We start from the raw sequence: 18,235 nt of genomic DNA on the forward strand, positions 1-18,235 counted from the left end.
TTTGAAATAAAGTCCGCTTTAAATCCTACTTCTAGAGGATAATCCATTTTTTAGCCTGTTAAGCACATTAACGCTTTTCAAAAAAAGCAACGCATCATCTTTTAATTCGAAATGTTAAAAATAAAATGGCAACTTAAGGGAAAAGAATCGGTACTTTTCATAGAATTCGGGTAAGGCATAGTTATTCATTCATTATTTTATTTCTATGTGTTAGACCCCAATCCCTCATTGTTTCAATTACTTTGTCTAATGACTTTCCATAATCGGTAAGGCTGTATTGAACAGTAACTGGCATAGTATTAAAGACATCTCTATTGACCAATCCATTTATTTCTAAATCCTTTAATTCTTTCGATAGCATTCTTGGAGTAATTCCTTCAATTTGTCGCTCTAACTCTTTAAACCTATGAATTTTAAAAGAGAGCGTTATAATTATTGGTAACTTCCATTTTCCACCAATTAATTCGATAACATCCCGAACAGGAAGAATAAATTTTTTGCATTCTGTTGGGGTATAAGCATTCGTTTTGTTTTTTACAGAGTTCATCTAAAAAGGCTTTGTTATATAACAACTATACTAAAATATACTGGTATACATTAGTATAGTGATATGCTTTGTATAGCAAATTTAATATAAATTTGACATTATAAATAAAAGTAGGGTAGAAAATGAATAAAACATTAATTATAAGTTATACTCCAAGAGATAATTCAAACACTAAAAAAATGGTCGATTATTTTATAGAAAAGAATAAAAGAAAAACCCGAATAACGTTTCTTGATTTAACTGAAGAGACTCCAGATTTATTGTTAAAAGAAAATTTAAATCTATATGTTAATCGAAACTTTGGAGGAATGGAACTAAATGATGAGCAACATAAAATATTATATAAGAATGACAAAATGATGAATCAGTTATTGGCTACAGACTTTCTTGTTTTGGCAAGTCCTATGTATAATATGTCATTACCAGCAACAGTAAAAGCTTGGGTTGACGCAGTGGTACAGGCTGGAAAAACCTTTGAGTCAACTGAACAAGGACCTAAAGGCTTATGTGAAAATAAACAAGCATTGGTACTTATGACCAGTGGAAGTGATTTCGGAACAGAGCCATTGAAAAGTATGAATTTTGCAACACCTTTGTTAACTGCCTGTTTCGGTCTTATGGGAATTCCTACTGAAGCCATCAACGTATTTGGAATACAACAGTATCCTGATATAGCTGAAGAAATGTTAGAGACTTCAAAAAATGAAATTGAGTTATTAAGTAAAAAATGGTACTAATTATGCAACTAGCCATATTGAACTCATTTAAACTTTTTGTATTTCTTTTTTTTTTAAATTTTTTGAGAGCTATAACAATGAATGGCAGATAATTAAATCCTAACCAGCTAGCGACCGTTGTGTCAAACCTATTTAGCAGTGATCGGAAGCTATCCATCCAAGCATTGGTTCGTTCTATGGCATACCTTTGGCTGTATAGGTCTTGGTCGAAATATTCGTCCCTTTCTGTATTTCCGTTACGTTTGTTAAAACATATATTGGCATTAATATCTTTATTGCTACAGGATTTTCTGAAATCTTTTGAATCAAATCCTGCATCAGCATTGAGAAATAGACCATCTACAGAAATTTTCGCTTGTTCTAGTGTTCCGGTAACCACTTCAAATTGCACTTCGATATCATAAAGATCATTGTGGTTGCCCGCTAAAGGTTCAGACATTGCGATGGGCAACCCTTGTCTGTCACTCAAATAGAGCGCATTGGTGGTCTTTCGCTTTTTCCTGCCTTGATATTCCACCTGTTCGCCTCCTCTGATGGCTGGTGTATGGCTACCATCTAAATCCACACTAGAAAGGTCTAGCTTTGCTCTGTGCTTATCTAAGAAACCTATCCAACACGCCTTCCAGACTCCGTTGACACTCCATTTTCGGTAATGATAATATACGGATTCCCAACATAACGACTTTTCCTCAAAAAACACCCGCGTTGGTAATTGGTGCCATTGAACACCTGTTTTCAGCTTGTAAAGAATGGCATTAACAATCTCAACCAAGGGGACCGTTGGTGGAAATCCTCGTTTTGGTAATGGTAGGTGTGGAATAATTTCCATTTCTATTGTATCTTTGTCTAGTACTGTGTACATAAGGGGTTGCTTTTTAATATTTTTCGTATGGTAACGCAAATATCGGCAACCCTTTTTAATTTGCTTTAAAAAGTTTAAATCACTTCATTAACTCATAAATATATTTTTAACTTCAAGTACCTTTAGATTAATTCATCTTTGAAGTTATTTATTACATCCAATTTAGTCCATTTCCCTGCATTCCGCAGAAAAAGCTTCATTGCGGTAAATGCGCTTCATTGTGCAAGGTCTTGGACATAATATCAAAGATTTCGATTTCCATTATACTAACCCTGCCAAAAAAAAAGGCATGGATACTTCATTCCCAATCTACATCTTTGAAATTAAGTCCGCTTTACTTCCTACGGAGAAGGAAAATCCATTTTCATAATCCAGTCAGTACATACCTCTGTAGTCTAAGAAAAGCATCAATCCGAATATAAGCTTTGCAGTAAAATTTTTGTAAAAATTACTCTAAATTCGGAGTGTACTATTTCAGACTTCTTAAAAATTCCTTAAAATCTGCTGCACCATAGTCGGCCATACCATTATGTGTTAATGCTAAATTTCCATCGGCATCTATGATATAGGTAGTGGGGATTGAGGAAGATTGGTACATCGTAGGAAGGTTACTTGCCGGGGCATAAATAGGAAGGCTGTACCCTTTGCGTTTAGAAAAAGCCTTGGCCTTTTCAAAATCTTGGTCAAGCGACAGCATTACAAAAGCAACTTCATCACCCATTTCTTCGTACAGCTTATCGATGCTTGGCATTTCGGCAACACAAGGCGGGCACCACGTTGCCCAAAAATTCATAAATATTACCTTTCCTTTTAAGTCTTTCAACGATTTGGTATTGCCTTCAGTATCAAGCAACGTTAGGTTAAAATCTGCTTTGGTTATCATTGGCGCGTTATCTTTCTCAAGAGTATGGTTTCGCACTTGTGATATTTCTTCGATATCAGGATTCATCAGTCCGGTAGCTAAAACCCCGCGCTGCATAAAACCAATGACTTCAGTGTGCAATCCAGTGGCGTATAGTATGATGGCTACAACAGCAAAAATTCCGTTTTGTATCCAAGTTTTCTTTTGCTTCTTGTTCATAATTTTTTCTTAATGAAATTTATATTCGGTTTTGGGTACGGTTGAAAACGAATACCTACCGAGATATTCGCAGTATGCCCTCCCTTCCAAGATGGGCGATACGGGAGAATTCTCTTTTAGGTATTCTTCTACCACATCGTGTATGGTGTAATCCATTACTTCAACTTCCTTTACATTGGGCATTCTGCACAGATTGTCCATCGGGTCGCCAGGTCGTACACAGGCAGAGATAGTATAATGCTGTGTGTCTTGCATAGGTTCGCCATTAATTGTTATGCTACTGATGCGATGACCTTTTTCATTCTGACTTTTAAAATCTACTTTCATCCCGGAAAATCGCACCAGCCAACCACCGAAACGTTCGGTAGGGTTTTGGGAAAAGGCATTGTGCATTTCCTTTTCCAACCAGTCCTTGATTTGTTTTCCTGTTACTTTTCCAGTTTTGACCTTTTCGTTTACAGGAAGGAGGTTCCATAAGTTTGCCCTTGTGATGGGGGCAGGTTTTCCTTTTTCTGGAACAATGGGATTACCAAACCGGAATCCGTTTGAAATGGAGATATCCACACCAGTTTTCCAGCGAGCAGCATCGGTAATCATATTATCCATAGGGTTTTCAACGGTCAGGTATCGGTAAATGGGTGTTTCGGTATAGCCTATAACCGTTTCCAGGTGTTCTTTGTACGGTGCTTTGGCAGTATCTACAAGAGCCTGTATCTTCTTATCTGCCGGGAATACCTCCGGGTCAACTTCGATAAGTTTGTAAGCATCTCCGACCAACTTTCCATCTACAAAATTAAGTGTAAGTTTCCCCACAAAGGAACCAAAAGCACCCGGTTCGGTAACCTTGGCATATTTGCCCTGAATGGGTTCGCGTACCCTTTCGTGGGTATCGTTGCCCAAGATATAATCTGCATTTTCAGAGATGGGACTATTGGCGAGCTCTACCTGTTTAAAAATCCCTATGTGTGTGACCAAGAACAGTACATCTACTTTTTCTTTAATCTTGATATCATCCACCATTCCCTTCAGTTTATCGTCAAGTCCGCTAAAAGTAATTCCTTCACTGAAAATTGGATTTTGCCGTACGGGAACATCGGGGTCGTTAATCCCTATAAAACCGATACGCACCCCTTCAATTTCCTTTATCCAATAGGCAGGAAACAGTGATTTTTCATTTTTTTCGTGAAACATATTTTGAGCGATTACATTAGTATTATAACTTTGCATCACGTCCATCATTATGTTCTTACCATAGACGACTTCCCAATTACCTGGTATTATTGCGTCATAGCCCATATTTTTTATGATTTCGGGCATTACTTTTCCCTCTGACAATGCTGCATAGCCACTCCCTTGAATAAGGTCGCCGCCATCGACGATGATGGTTCTATTAGGATTTTTCTTGCGTTCTCGGTCAAAAAGTGTCTTAATGTTGGCAAGACCGCCACGGTCTTTGAAGACTATTTCGTCATCTTCCCAAAATAGTTCGGGATGTGTATCGAGTTGGCCGTGTATATCGGCAGTTTGCAACACGGTAATGCTCAAGGTGTCCTTTGTCTTTATACTGGTTTTTATTTCGTTCGATTTTTCAGTTTTACAGGCAACCAAGAATACCAATAGTACCAAAATGGAAATAATTGCCAGAAATTTTTTCTTCAATTTTTTCATAATTAAAGACTAATGTTTTTATATCCCTTTTTCTGAAGCTGAAAATTGTAGAGAATACCGTTTTCCACTACCTTCATTTCCTTGGGGACTTTTGTTTTATCGACTTTGAATTTATTGAGCGAAAAACCGCAGGCAACAAGATGCACTCCAGCCTTTTCTGCTTTTTCAATAAAAGCAGCTATTTTTTCGGTATCGGTAATATCACCTATTTCCTTACCACAGATGATGACCTGAAAATCGCCAAAAGCTTTGCCATCTTCTTCTTTGAGTGCTTCGGCCGTTAACAGTATAGGTTGCAGTTGCGGTATTTTTTTGGTAAGTACCACGTAATTGTTTTTGCTGTTATTGACGTTTTGCTGAGCCTGTAAGTTAGCGGTACTAAACAACGTGAGTAAAAAAAGGATTGAACTAAAAATGTATGTTTTCATTTTGATTTATTTTAAAAGGTTATCGGTGTCGTTCAGTACAAAAAAAAGAAGTCCACCTAAAATGGCAATGTTTTTAAATAGTGGTCCAAGTGTGGTGATCTGTCCCACCTGAACCGTTAATGTGATTGGGATGAGTACCATCATTAAGATGATTGCCGCCCATTTTGTTTTGAATCCTATCAAGAATAAAAAACCAGCCGTAACCATTATGATGCCAGATACAACAATAAGCAGTTGAGGCTCGCCAAAAAAATAAGCGATCCCTTTAAAACTAGCTTGTTCTATCCGTTTGGCTGTCTTTTCAATATTCAGTACATGGTTCGTTCCCGCAACCAAGAATATGCCGCTCACCAAAACGCGTAACAGTTGTATGGAACGACGGTTGATTAAAATTTTTGTCGTCATTATAAATGATGTTTAAAGAAAATTTGATTTGTGCGGTGCCTACTGAAATATAGTATCAGTTTGTATTTTTCTCTAAAAAAATACTAGTGTAACGCCTACTTTAAATGTTGTGGAATGATTATTAAAACAAGCGTGGAGGCGGGGAAACATTATCCAAGTATAGATAACTCAATCTTGAAGAAAAATGTTTGTTGTAAGTTGCATTGGGTTCGGAAGTACCCGTTTTCCAAGAGAATAGCTCCAAGTGAAACTGAGAATTACAAAACCCCGTTAGACTAATGACCTGATCAGAAGAAATTTCAATATTCGAAAAATTAATGCTGTCTTTAGATAATTTTGGAGAATTTTTCTTTTTACATAAAGGCTTAACAAATGAAATGTTACTCCCATTAAATAGTACGCTTAGACCATTGGCATCTATGGTAACAAATTTTACCAAGAAAATACAAACCAATGCTAGTGCGATGTTTCTATTTAACTTCATTCAGGTTTCAAATATAATATTCTTTACACGAATTGAGTGTAACCAAAGTTACATAATAGCATTAACACATTTTGAGGATATTATATATTTGGTATTAATGAGTACAGATTTAGAGAAATTCAGCCCATTCCCCTGAAATTCCACAGAAAAAGCTGCATTTCGGGCAAAATGCTTCATTACAAAGGTCTTGGACACAACTGGATAATCCGGTAAGAGTGGTTCTTCCTCATATTTGGGGAAATCCACAAACATTGGTTGGCGTCTTATATTGTTGATAATCAGATAAATAAAAGCATATTCTTTTGTTTTGTAAGACCATATTTATTATCTTTAAGTAGTTATCAGACAACTGCTTATGACCATAAAACAACTGATTGGCATGCCTGTGCTAATTGTAAATAATATTGATTACTCTTGCTCCATTGTTAAAATATACGCATCAGTAAAAGCTAAGCGATCAAAATGTCCGAAATGTGAAAAATATAGCAATAAAGTTCACGATCATTATACCCGAACACTATCAGATCTTCCAGTATTTCAAAACAAAACCACTATTATCCTAAAGACGCGCAAATTTAAATGCCAAAACCCACAATGTAACCGAAAAGTATTCTCAGAACAAACACCATATATTCTGAGGTATTCAAGAAGAACAAAAAGGGTATCAAAGATACTGGATGCCTTGTCAATTGAATTAACAGGAAAACTGGGCAGTATACTGTCTAAACAACTACTAATTTCGGTTAGCAGCTCAACCGTTACACGAATAGTCCACAGACAACAACTACCACCAATAATACAGCCAAAGGTGCTTGGCGTTGATGATTTTGCATACCGAAAAGGGATAAGTTACGGAACCATCCTCATTGATATGGAGACTTCAAAGCCTATTGATATTTTACCTTCGAGACAGGGCAAAGCGTTAAAAAAGTGGCTGTCAAAATATCCTGATGTGAAAATTGTTACCAGAGACAGGGCCAGTTCGTATGCTTCTGCTATCAATGAAGTTTGTCCAAATGCTGAACAGGTCGCGGACCGATTTCATTTATTAATGAACCTATCCGATGCTTTGGACAAGTATTTCAAAAGTGTGAATCCAAAAATTAAAAAGCTTATTAAAGATAAAAGCAATGGGCTTTTAAATATGTCCGATGGTCAGAATGCAGGCTGTGATAAGGGAAAAAAGTCGCAACCATTATCAAAAGTCCAAAAAATAGTTGAAATAAAAGTAGACCAGAGGCAGGATACCTTCAATAAGGTTAAGGAATTACAGGCTAAGGGCATATCTAAACGAAAGATTGCAAGGGATTTGCGCATAAGCCGTAATACTGTTCATTCATATCTCCCACTAGAATCATTACCTCCCAGAATAAGCTCTAAGTCAACCAATATTGAGTTATTTGCCCAGCACATTGTTGCTCGATTAAATGACCAAGGATATATGATGAAAGATATAATAGACGAGATTTATGAATTGGGATACAAAGGAAGTAGAACGCAGGCTTACCACAATATAAATATCATAAAGGAAAGATTTGAAATATCCACGCCGGATTTTGCACAAATTCAAAAATCCCCTATATAAAACCCTTAAGTTCAAGGACACTGGCTAAATATATTGGTTCTTGCTTAACTGTTATTAAAGATCCTGATGAGCGAAAGTATCCACAAACACTATTAGATAATATATCAGAACTACAGGTCATTCGAAAATTGGTGCAGATTTTCAAAACGATGTTAAAAAGAGGATGTGGCAATATAAACCGATGGATTGAATTTATAAAACGCTCAAAATACAAAATGCCGGGCTTAACCTCTTTTGCCAATGGTTTATTGAGGGATATTAAAGCCGTTAAAAACGGAATTAACATGCCCTGGAGCAATGGTGCTGTGGAAGGCCATGTAAACCGGATAAAGAGTATAAAAAGACAAATGTATGGCAGGGCTAGCTTTGATCTATTGCGTAAGAAGGTGATATTATCTCAAACTGGTTGATGTTTCCCCAAATATGAGGAAGAACCGTAAAAGTGGTAAAAGTGAACCACCTATTCCGGATTAAAGTGAGCAGGGTAAAACAGGTGTTGAAATTCGATTCATTTGTGGTTTAAAATTAGTGATTTTTCTTTAATTTTTTTCTCATTGACTCACCCTTAAGGTTAATTCTATGGGCAGAGTGTACAATTCTATCCAAAATGGCATCAGCAATAGTTTGCCCTCCAATGATTTGATGCCATGCTTCCACAGGTAATTGTGAAGCAATTATAGAGGCTTTCTTACCATGTCTATCTTCAATAATTTTCATAAAAAAGCATCTGTTAACACTGCCTAGTGCTCTAAGTCCAAAATCATCGAGTATCAATAAACCTTGTTTTTCCAGCTTACTAATTTCTTTCATATCAGAGCCATCAGCTTTTGATGTTTTTAATAGCATTTGATTTGGTTTCATTTAGGATTTCATTCCTTTTTTACTTTAGTGAAAGTATAACCGTATGGCTCATTTTACAAGGAGGTATTATAAAAACGAGTCTTTTCCATTGATTAGCAGATATTTATACGCACTCTCTATTCTTAGCTCATGAAAAGTTTAAGCGAATAATAGCACAAAATTCTTTAAACAATCTTTAGATTTCACAAATACATTTACCATAAATTATAAGTTTAGAAGTGTTTTTAAATTAAGCCCTGTAAGAGAAGGAGTAATAATTTTGGTTGGTTATGATAACTCCTTCTCTTGTCAGGCACAATTGGAACTTCAGAACTTATTCTTCACTTAAAAAGTGTTTTTAAATTTATAATCATCTAAAAGACTAATCTTAATAATTTTATATTGAAGCCATTAATATTTTTTGCAATAGCTTTTTTAATAAGCTTAATTGTTACTGCTCAGGACAAAGTTACTCTTAATTATTTTGTAAATAAGGCAAAAGAAAATGCGCCTGTACTACGAGAAAATTACAACCTTCTCAAGATTGGAGAACTTCAAGGTAGTATAATTACAGCTCAGAATAATGCTTTTCAAGTCAATGCCACTTCAGAGGTGTTCGTAGCTCCTTATTTTGATAATAATGGAAAGGTTATAGAGATTACTACAACACCTTCCAATACTGCTTTTGGATATGACGTGGGTATAACAAATGGAGGTTTATATTCTACGCAAATCAATGTGACCAAAAACTTATTTAATCAAGCGGTCACAGATAACTTATTGTTTCAAAATAAAATAAGCAACAATACGATTTCACTTTCTTCCGAAGAAATCACACATAACATCGTTAAAAATATAACGGATGCCTATGTTATGGCATACCAATTACAATTGCAAGAGGCTTTTACAACCGAAATTCTTAAAGACCTCGAAAAGCGAGCACAGGTTGTAGAGTTATTAGTAAAACGTGCTGTTTTAATGGAAAGTGATTATTTGTTGTTGCAATTGGATATGGACGGTAAGAAATTAGAATTGCAACAAATACAAAACAACCTGAAAGTAGCCATTGATCAGCTCTATAATTTGAGCGGTACTGAAATTGGCGAGATTGACAAATTAGAACAACCTGATTTTCTTAACAATCAAAATCCATCAAAGTTTTTCTACGAGAAAAGATTTCAAAATGATAGTCTGCAAATTGTTGCCAATCAAAGAGTTTTTGAGAATCAATACAAACCACAGGTAACTGCATACGCAAATACAGGGCTAAATGCCGTTGAAATTCCTAATATATACAGAAGGTTTGGTGCAAGTGCTGGACTGCGGTTAGCGATTTCTATTTATGATGGAAAGCAACGCAAGTACAATGCACAGCAAAGTCTTTTAAAAGAAGAGAGTTTAGAGTTTTACAGGGAGAATTCAAAAGTGCAGATAGATAACAGTATTAAGAGTATCGAACAACAAATACAAGCACTGGAAATAGCTATGCAATTGCTGGAAGAACAATTGAAACGGCAAGAAACTATATTAGAAATCTACAAGGGCAAATTGGTTCAAGGGCAAGTATCTATTGTAGATTACTTAAACGTCATTCAGAATTACAAACTAAATGCTTACACAAAACTTCAAATGCAAACCAACTACTGGTTATTACAAAGCCAGTATAACTTTATAAACTGGTAATTGATTATGAAACGAGCATGTTAATAGCATTATCGCCTAACGGAACGATTAATAGCAAACAGCATGTGTCCTTAAAAAACAATAGAAAAAAACACATGAAAAAACAATACTTTAAATATATAGCCACTTTATTACTAGTTATAGATTTTTCTGCTTGTAAGAAAAACGTTGATGCGGTTTCAGAAAAAAAAGCACCAATTAGTGTTGGCGTTGTTGCTGTTCAACAAAACAATATTAAAGAATACCTCACGTTTAATGGCGTTACCCAATATCATGAAAAGGAAAATATCCGCTCTAATGTAACCGGTTATATTTCTTGGATGAAATATAAAATTGGGGATAACATTCATAACGGACAAACATTTGCATCGGTTAGAACTAAAGAACAAGACGCACTTAAAGAAGCTGCGAAAATAGACAGTTCGTTATTAAAATTTGTGAGTCCAATTACCATAAGAAGTAATGCTTCAGGCGTTTTTACAGTACTCAATATCACTTCCAATGATTATGTAGCTGAAGGAGATATATTGGCAACTGTGGCACAACCAAAGTCGTTAGTAATACAAGTAAATGTACCTTACGAATATGAAGACGCCATTCAAATAGGGTCATCGTGTGAAATTATTTTGCAAAATGGAGAAGTGTTGAATGCGAAAGTAACGGGAACTTTACCTACCATAGACCCAGTAGCACAATCACAGGTGTTTTTAATTGCTTTGCCAAAAGCGAATCTTCCTGAAAATTTAAATGTTCAGGTTAGGACCATTTACAAAGAAGATGCAACTGCAATGACTGTTCCCGAAATTGCTTTGCAGACCAATGAGTTATTGTCGGAATTTTGAGTAATGAAAGTAACCAATGACTCTCTTGCATTAAAACAAAAAGTAGTGCCACTGCTTAAGAACGATTCCATAGTTCAAGTAAAATCGGAAAGTCTTAAAGTCAATGATTTGGTGATTACAGAAGGTGCTTATCAAATGCAGGATTCAACAATTGTAAGCTTCAAAAAACAATGAAATGAGCAGATATAAATATTTAATCACAACCAACAAGTTATTAGGCGAATTCCATCTGACCTTTTTTAGAAAATAATACGAACAGATGAAAAAACTGCATTCCAATTATAAATTTCCGTTGCTTGCCATAGGTATTCTGATACTTATTGGAGGGTTTTTTACCTATCAGAATTTAAAGACAAGCTTATTTCCAGATATCACGTTTCCGAAGATTAAAGTGATTGCAGATGCAGGGCAACAGCCCGTGGACAAAATGATGACTACTGTGACGATACCTTTAGAAAACATCATCCGTCGTGCAGAAGGCTTGCAATACATACGCAGTACTACATCCCGTGGAAGTTGTGAGATTTCGGTCTTTTTAGATTGGAATATGGATATTAATACTGCCAAAGCGCAAATTGAATCTTTTATCAATCAGTCACAAGGAAGTATTCTACCGAACACCGTGTTTTCCGTAGAAAAAATGAACCCATCTATTTTGCCAGTTATGGGCTATTCATTAGAAGGAGAAGGCTTATCACAAGTAGATTTAAAGAAAATTGCAAAGTATCAGGTAAAACCATTTTTAGCTGCTACACCAGGCGTTTCAGACATCGCTGTAATAGGTGGTAAAGACAAAGAGTTTCAGGTTATTTTAAAACCAGATGTTATCAAGTCTTTGGGGATTTCTATATCAACAATTCAAAATACTGTAGTCAATTCAAATTTATTACAATCTAATGGCTACATCACAGATTTTAACAGAATGTATCTGACGCTTACCGATAATGCAGTGGATGATATTGAAGATTTACAAAATCTGGTTATCATAAATAGTCCCAATCGATTAATTCGGCTGAAAGATGTTGCTGACATTGAAGTCAGGGAGGTAAAGGAATACGTAAAAATCCTTGCCAATGGTAAAAATGTGCCAATTATCGCAGTAGTAAAGCAACCGAATGCGAATCTTATTGAAGTCAATAAGACCATTGAACAGAAAGTTGCTGAACTCTCAAAAATATTACCTACAGGCGTGGTGATAAAACCGTATTATAAACAAGCCGATTTTGTAAACACCAGTATTTCAAGTATCAAAGATGTGTTGTGGATTGGTTTGGTATTGGCACTGTTGGTGGTCATTCTATTCTTGCGCTCGTTTTCTGCAAGTATGGTGGTGCTGTTTACCATTCCTGTGTCTTTGTCCTTAACACTCATTATTCTTGACGCTATAGGCTATACCTTTAATATAATGACTTTGGGAGCTGTTGCTGCAGCCATTGGATTGATGATAGATGATGTGGTCATAATCATTGAACAAATACATAAAATAAGAGAAGAACATCCTGAAAAATCAATGCCTTGGGTTGCGCACGCAGCCATAACGCACTTATTTCCTGCAATGATAGGTTCTTCGTTGAGTACATTAGTGATTTTTATTCCTTTTGTTTTAATGACTGGCGTTGCTGGTGCTTATTTTAAAGTAATGGCATTCAGTATGATTATTGCTTTATCCGCTTCTTTTTTGGTCACTTGGTTGGTTGTTCCCGTGTTGTCAATTATATTTACAAGAGATAAATCGGTTAAGCGGAAGCATGAGCCGAAAACAAAATGGATTCATAGCATTTTGGGCAAACCAATTATAGGAATTTCTTTTTTGCTGATTTGTGTCGTTGTTCTTATAGTTATTCCTTCCAAATTACCTTCGGGTTTTTTGCCGGAAATGGATGAAGGAAGTATCGTTTTGGATTATAATAGTCCATCTGGCACCACATTGGAAGAGACCGATAGGATGTTGCAAATCGTAAACGGCGTTTTGGACACACAACCTGAAGTTGAAGCTTATTCAGCAAGATTAGGAACACAAATGGGTTTTTTTATTACCGAACCTAATCGTGGTGATTATTTGATTAAGCTGAAAGATAAGCGGAGTAAAACAACCGATGAAGTTTCTGACGAAATAAGAAAGCATGTTGAAGCAAAAGTGCCACAGTTAACGATTGATTTTGGTCAGGTAATTGGAGATATGTTAGGGGATTTAATGAGTTCAGTTCAGCCCATTGAGATAAAAGTTTTTGGAACTAACATAAATACCTTGGAAAGCTTATCGCAGGAAATTACCAAAGAAGTTGAAACTGTTTCAGGAACAGCAGATGTAAATGACGGTATTATTGTTGCTGGCCCAAGTCTATCCATAGTGCCTAACGCTCCCGTACTTGCACAATTAGGAATGACCGTTGCCGACTTCCAATTGCAGTTACAAACCCAAGTTGAAGGCACTGTAGTAAGCTCGATGATAGATAAAGAGCAAATGGTAGATATCCGTCTTATTTATCCTAATGCTAATAAGACTTCGGTATCTGATATAAAAAACACCGCTATTTTATTACCTAATGGTTCCAGTGTGCCTATCAATCAAGTGGCATCGATTGAAATGGGTAAAGGCGTGGCTGAAATCAATCGTGAACATCAAAAATCTATGGGTGTGATTACGGCGCGATTAAACAATCGTGATTTAGGCTCAATACTAAAGGACATTCAGAGCCATATAACAAAAAATATTTCGCTTCCTGCTGGTTATACTATTGAATATGGTGGAGCCTATAAAGAACAGCAGAAGGCATTTAAAGAATTGATGATGATATTAATATCTGCCATATTACTGGTGTTTATTGTGATATTATTTCTGTTTAGAAAAGTAAAGATTGCATTGGCCATCATTGTAATTGCAGTTTTAGGAGTTGCTGGAAGTTTATTGAGCCTCTTTTTAACAGGAACACCTTTAAATGTTGGAAGTTATACAGGTATTATTATGATTGTTGGTGTTATTGGTGAGAACTCAATTTTTACCTACAGGCAGTATCAGGAAAGTGATGCATCCTTATCTCATATTGAAAAAATTGAATACTCAATCGCAGCACGTTTACGTCCTAAAGTAATGACTGCTTTTGCTGCGATTATGGCACTGGTACCTTTGGCTTTAGGTATTGGCCCAGGCGCACAGCTACACCAACCGCTGGCAATTGCTGTTATAGGTGGATTGGTGTTTGCTTTACCGCTTCTGTTAGTTGTATTACCTACGATTTTGAAAATAATTAAAGAGTAGAAATTTATGGATGAAATTGGAATTGCACTTTTAGGTGGTGGAGTGCGTGGTGCAGCTCACATTGGTGTGCTACAAGCTTTGAACGAAAATAATATATTCCCAAACAGAGTCTCAGGTACTAGTGCAGGGAGCATCATTGGGGTTTTATATTGCGCTGGCCATACGCCAAAAGATATTTTAAAACTCTCTCACGAAAAAGCGTTTCTAAAAATTTTCAAAATAGGTTTTTTTAAATAAAGGATTAACAGAGCTTACCTAACTCAGTAGCATCCGAAAGTCGCTATTTTAAAAAGCCCTCAGAATCCCTTATTTTAGAGTTCTACGAAAAACTTTTCAAATATGGGACTCTTCAGGCGAAACAAAAATACCAATAAACCAATAATTCGGCAACTATTAGATTTAGTACCACCTTGGTTAATTAAAAGTTGCACAAATACTTACAAAACGGACAAAGGTGTTCATAAATACAGAACATACGATCAGTTTGTAGCACTAACTTTCGGACAGCTCAATAAGTGCCAGAGCTTGAATGATATATCGGCAGGGATCGGAGTAAGCGAAATTTTCATAAACGACTTGGGCCTGCGCCAAAGCCCTGCGCGTTCCACAATGAGTGATGGCAATAAAATCAGGGACTGGCGCGTGTTTGAGAGTTTGTATTATCGTTTATTGAGCCATTATAAATCAGTGCTGAAAGAACATCACAATACCCACATCATAAAAGAGATCAAGGGCAAGGTTGTTAAACTAATAGATAGCTCAACGATATCCTTATGCTTGGCCATGTTTGATTGGGCAGAGTTTCGGACAGCAAAAGGGGGCATTAAATTACATACAAGTTGGGATTACAATTTAATGATACCGGATGTGGTAAATATTACAGAAGCAAAGGTGCACGACAGATATGGGTTAAAGCAATTGATTTATCCTAAAGACACCATTATAGTTGAAGATAGGGCTTATTTTGATTTTGAACTGATGCTCAACAGGATAAAGGCAGAAAATGTATTTGTTACCAGGATCAAGTCCAATACGTTGTACCAAACGATAGAAGAACTAGAATTACCGGATAACGTTGACCAAAATATACTGAAAGATGAAATAATCCAACTGACTTCAAACAAGGCAATGGAAACAGGGATTTCAGAACAAAAACTAAGATTGGCACACGTCTATAAAGAAGATGAAAACAAAGTGATAGCCATTGTTACAAACCAACTTGACTGGGAGCACGGTACCATTGCGGAACTGTACAAGAAACGTTGGGACATAGAACTGTTTTTTAAAGCCTTAAAACAAAACCTACAGGTAAAGACCTTTTGGGGAACCAGTGAAAATGCAGTAAAGTCCCAAATATATGTAGCCCTGATAAATTATCTGCTCTTAGAGCTCATAAAACGAACTATCTCCAAAAAAGCAGTTGCTTTTTCCAATTTATCAGAAAAAATAAGATTCTGCCTGTATCATTATCTATCACTGGATTATGTATGCAATCACGTAAGAGAAGGCGTGCGTAAGGTCACGTTTACTACACAAAAGGAATGGGTGTTTGACGCAGACTTATTTTCTGGATAATCTAATATTTTAAACGAAAACATTGGGATAGACCTATGATTTCTGCTTTTCTCTAAAAACTTTCGGATGCTAGTGAAAAAAAATAAAATAACACCGTCAAATTCATTAATGGGAATTCACTTCTGATTATAATTTCAGTATTTATAACTAAAAAATTAGTTCAAACTAAATATTTAGTTATATTTGTAGAAAGTTTATGCTTATTATTTTATAGCATCAAACCGATAAATCGAAAACTATGAAACAATTGACAAAAGCCGAAGAAGATATCATGCAAATTTTATGGCAGTTGAAAAAGGCAAACGTTAAATCCATTATTGAGCAATTCCCAGAGCCGAAACCAGCATATAATACGGTATCGACCATAGTTAGGATTTTGGAAAATAAGGGGTTTGTCGATTATGAGAAGGAAGGCAAAGGTCATATTTATTTTCCGTTAGTAATAAAGCAAGACTATAGTAATCAATCGATAAATAAACTAGTTGATAATTACTTTCAAGGGTCTTTTAAGAGTATGGTGTCATTTTTTATGAAAAAAAATGATATCAGCCTAGATGAATTGGAATCCGTTTTAAAGGATATTAACAAAAATGAATAGCCATGATACCGTATATTATACAAACCGTCGTTTTTCAGCTTTTCTTCTTAGTGATTTATGATGCTTTTTTAAAAAAGGAAACATTTTTCAACTATAACAGATTCTACTTACTTATAACCACAGTCTTATCATTGATTATTCCTTTTATAAAAATCGATGGTTTTAAAAATGTGGTGTCAGATAACTTCATAATTGCATTACCCGAAGTGTTTATTGGTCAAAAAAGAATCATTGAAAATAACGCTGCTTCTTTAATTTCAAATTCAACGGCTACATCTATGCCGCTTTGGGAAATCGTCATGTATTCAGGAATGGCAGTGGCTGGTATAATTTTCTTGTATAAGTTTATTGAAATTGTGGCGCTAATTATCAATAACCCAAAAATATACGAAGGTAACTTCACCTTAGTGACGCTTTTAAAAAGCACTGTGGCTTTTTCATTTTTCAACTATATCTTTTTAGGAGAATTGATAGATACTAAGGATAAGGATGCTATTTTAAAACATGAGCACATCCATGCCAAAGAAAAGCACAGTTTAGATTTATTGTTTTTTGAATTCCTTAGGATCATCTTCTGGTTCAATCCATTAGTTTATATGTATCAACAGAAAATAATGACGGTTCATGAATTTATAGCAGATGCCAACGCCATTAAAAAACAAAATAAGCAGCACTATTATCAAAATTTATTGTCACAAGTCTTTGAGACTAAAAACGTCTCCTTTATCAATCCATTTTTTAAACAATCATTAATCAAAAAACGAATCGTTATGTTATCAAAATCAAAATCAAAACAAGTTAATTTATTCAAGTATGCTCTCTTAGTACCCATAATACTTGGGATGCTTATTTATACATCGTGCTCAGAAAACAGTAAGTCTGTTGATGAAAACTCCGCTATAAATGAAGAAGTGACTACAGAAATCATTGAGAAAATTAAAGCGGTAAAAAATCAAATTCAAATTCAAGGCGATATAAATGAAACCGAGGAACGTGGACTAGGTTTACTCACTCAAATTATGAAAGAAAGTGAATTAAATCCTGAATTAGTAAAATCTGTAAACGATTATAATGCCATGTCCCCAAAAACGGAATTAGTCAAAAAGATATCGGCCGTTTTTGACGAGATCCAAATCCATGGTGAATTATCAGATGCTGATGTGAAAGCCATAAAAGGGCTATTGGTATTAACGAATGAAAACGGACTCAATGATCCATTTTTTAGCGATGTGCTTAACGATGTCGATATTCCCTTCGGAATTATTGACGAAGTCCCCGTTTTTCCAGGTTGCGAGTCATTAACAAATAATGAAGAACGCAAAAAATGCATGTCGAGAAATATTTCTGACCATGTCAATAAAAATTTCAATATTAAGCTTGCAAATACATTAAACTTAACAGGTAGACAGCGCATCAATGTTATTTTTAAAATTGATAATCAGGGTAATATAACCGGTGTAAAATCTAGAGCGCCACATCCAGAGTTGGAAGCAGAAGCAATTAGGGTGATTAAAACATTACCGAAAATGATTCCAGGAGAACACCAAGGTAAAAAGGTGAATGTACCCTATTCGTTACCTATTATTTTTGAAATCGATGAGGGTAAGTTATGATTAGAAACATTCTACTACTTTTATTATC

16 protein-coding genes and 2 pseudogenes are annotated in these 18,235 nt (G+C 35.5%); 10 read left to right on the forward strand and 8 right to left on the reverse strand.

The annotated features are described in order from the left end of the window. Window positions 1-181: 181 nt before the first annotated feature. On the reverse strand, window positions 182-547 hold the full coding sequence (locus FAF07_RS10410; RefSeq protein ID WP_142785052.1) for a winged helix-turn-helix transcriptional regulator: 366 nt from the start codon (window positions 545-547) through the stop codon (window positions 182-184). A 122-nt stretch (window positions 548-669) separates the two neighbouring features. Here FAF07_RS10410 and FAF07_RS10415 point away from each other — a divergent pair, with 122 nt between their 5' ends. Then, window positions 670-1,284 (forward strand): FMN-dependent NADH-azoreductase, encoded by a 615-nt coding sequence (locus tag FAF07_RS10415; RefSeq protein ID WP_142785053.1) that lies wholly within the window; start codon window positions 670-672, stop codon window positions 1,282-1,284. Window positions 1,285-1,327: 43 nt separating this feature from the next. Here FAF07_RS10415 and FAF07_RS10420 read toward each other — a convergent pair. The 6 genes and pseudogenes from FAF07_RS10420 to FAF07_RS10445 form a co-directional block, all read right to left on the reverse strand. After that, window positions 1,328-2,146 (reverse strand): annotated as a pseudogene (locus FAF07_RS10420) (IS5 family transposase); the annotation flags it as partial. A gap of 469 nt (window positions 2,147-2,615) precedes the next feature. After that, window positions 2,616-3,227 carry a TlpA family protein disulfide reductase gene (locus FAF07_RS10425; protein ID WP_142785054.1) on the reverse strand — a complete coding sequence of 204 codons (612 nt, stop codon included), beginning with the start codon at window positions 3,225-3,227 and terminating at the stop codon, window positions 2,616-2,618. Between the two features lie 9 nt (window positions 3,228-3,236). Continuing rightward, window positions 3,237-4,895: a bifunctional metallophosphatase/5'-nucleotidase gene (locus tag FAF07_RS10430; protein WP_142785055.1), complete on the reverse strand. Its 1,659-nt coding sequence runs from the start codon at window positions 4,893-4,895 to the stop codon at window positions 3,237-3,239. Between the two features lie 2 nt (window positions 4,896-4,897). Continuing rightward, window positions 4,898-5,323: a DsrE family protein gene (locus FAF07_RS10435; protein WP_142785056.1), complete on the reverse strand. Its 426-nt coding sequence runs from the start codon at window positions 5,321-5,323 to the stop codon at window positions 4,898-4,900. Between the two features lie 6 nt (window positions 5,324-5,329). Continuing rightward, the gene (locus FAF07_RS10440; RefSeq protein ID WP_142785057.1) at window positions 5,330-5,728 is read right to left on the reverse strand and encodes a DoxX family protein; all 399 of its coding nucleotides are present in this window, start codon (window positions 5,726-5,728) and stop codon (window positions 5,330-5,332) included. A gap of 121 nt (window positions 5,729-5,849) precedes the next feature. Then, entirely contained in the window at window positions 5,850-6,212 is a 363-nt protein-coding gene (locus FAF07_RS10445; protein WP_246067685.1) for a hypothetical protein, read from the reverse strand. A gap of 355 nt (window positions 6,213-6,567) precedes the next feature. Between FAF07_RS10445 and FAF07_RS10450 the strand changes: the two genes are divergently transcribed. After that, window positions 6,568-7,797: an ISL3 family transposase gene (locus FAF07_RS10450; RefSeq protein ID WP_142785058.1), complete on the forward strand. Its 1,230-nt coding sequence runs from the start codon at window positions 6,568-6,570 to the stop codon at window positions 7,795-7,797. A 149-nt stretch (window positions 7,798-7,946) separates the two neighbouring features. Beyond that, entirely contained in the window at window positions 7,947-8,207 is a 261-nt protein-coding gene (locus FAF07_RS18670; RefSeq protein WP_221930751.1) for a transposase, read from the forward strand. A 115-nt stretch (window positions 8,208-8,322) separates the two neighbouring features. Here the strand turns inward: FAF07_RS18670 and FAF07_RS10460 are convergent. Further along, window positions 8,323-8,625: pseudogene (locus FAF07_RS10460) on the reverse strand (ATP-binding protein); the annotation flags it as partial. Window positions 8,626-9,039: 414 nt separating this feature from the next. Between FAF07_RS10460 and FAF07_RS10465 the strand changes: the two are divergent. The 7 genes from FAF07_RS10465 (at window position 9,040) to FAF07_RS10495 (ending at window position 18,207) form a co-directional block, all read left to right on the forward strand. Next, window positions 9,040-10,320, forward strand: a complete 1,281-nt coding sequence (locus FAF07_RS10465) for a TolC family protein (RefSeq protein WP_142785060.1) — start codon at window positions 9,040-9,042, stop codon at window positions 10,318-10,320. Window positions 10,321-10,337: 17 nt separating this feature from the next. Further along, a complete protein-coding gene (locus FAF07_RS10470; protein WP_142785061.1) occupies window positions 10,338-11,162 on the forward strand; it encodes an efflux RND transporter periplasmic adaptor subunit in 825 nt (274 codons plus the stop codon). Between the two features lie 259 nt (window positions 11,163-11,421). Then, entirely contained in the window at window positions 11,422-14,421 is a 3,000-nt protein-coding gene (locus tag FAF07_RS10475; RefSeq protein WP_142785062.1) for an efflux RND transporter permease subunit, read from the forward strand. Between the two features lie 6 nt (window positions 14,422-14,427). Further along, window positions 14,428-14,658 carry a patatin-like phospholipase family protein gene (locus FAF07_RS10480; RefSeq protein WP_142785063.1) on the forward strand — a complete coding sequence of 77 codons (231 nt, stop codon included), beginning with the start codon at window positions 14,428-14,430 and terminating at the stop codon, window positions 14,656-14,658. A gap of 102 nt (window positions 14,659-14,760) precedes the next feature. Further along, a complete protein-coding gene (locus FAF07_RS10485) occupies window positions 14,761-15,996 on the forward strand; it encodes an IS4 family transposase (RefSeq protein ID WP_142785064.1) in 1,236 nt (411 codons plus the stop codon). Window positions 15,997-16,234: 238 nt separating this feature from the next. Beyond that, window positions 16,235-16,594, forward strand: coding sequence for a BlaI/MecI/CopY family transcriptional regulator (locus tag FAF07_RS10490; RefSeq protein ID WP_142785065.1), 360 nt, complete (start codon window positions 16,235-16,237; stop codon window positions 16,592-16,594). 2 nt (window positions 16,595-16,596) lie between these two features. Further along, window positions 16,597-18,207, forward strand: a complete 1,611-nt coding sequence (locus FAF07_RS10495) for a M56 family metallopeptidase (RefSeq protein WP_142785066.1) — start codon at window positions 16,597-16,599, stop codon at window positions 18,205-18,207. The last annotated feature ends 28 nt before the right edge of the window (window positions 18,208-18,235 follow it).

The sequence above is a fragment of the Changchengzhania lutea genome, assembly GCF_006974145.1.
In the GTDB taxonomy this organism is placed as follows: domain Bacteria; phylum Bacteroidota; class Bacteroidia; order Flavobacteriales; family Flavobacteriaceae; genus Changchengzhania; species Changchengzhania lutea.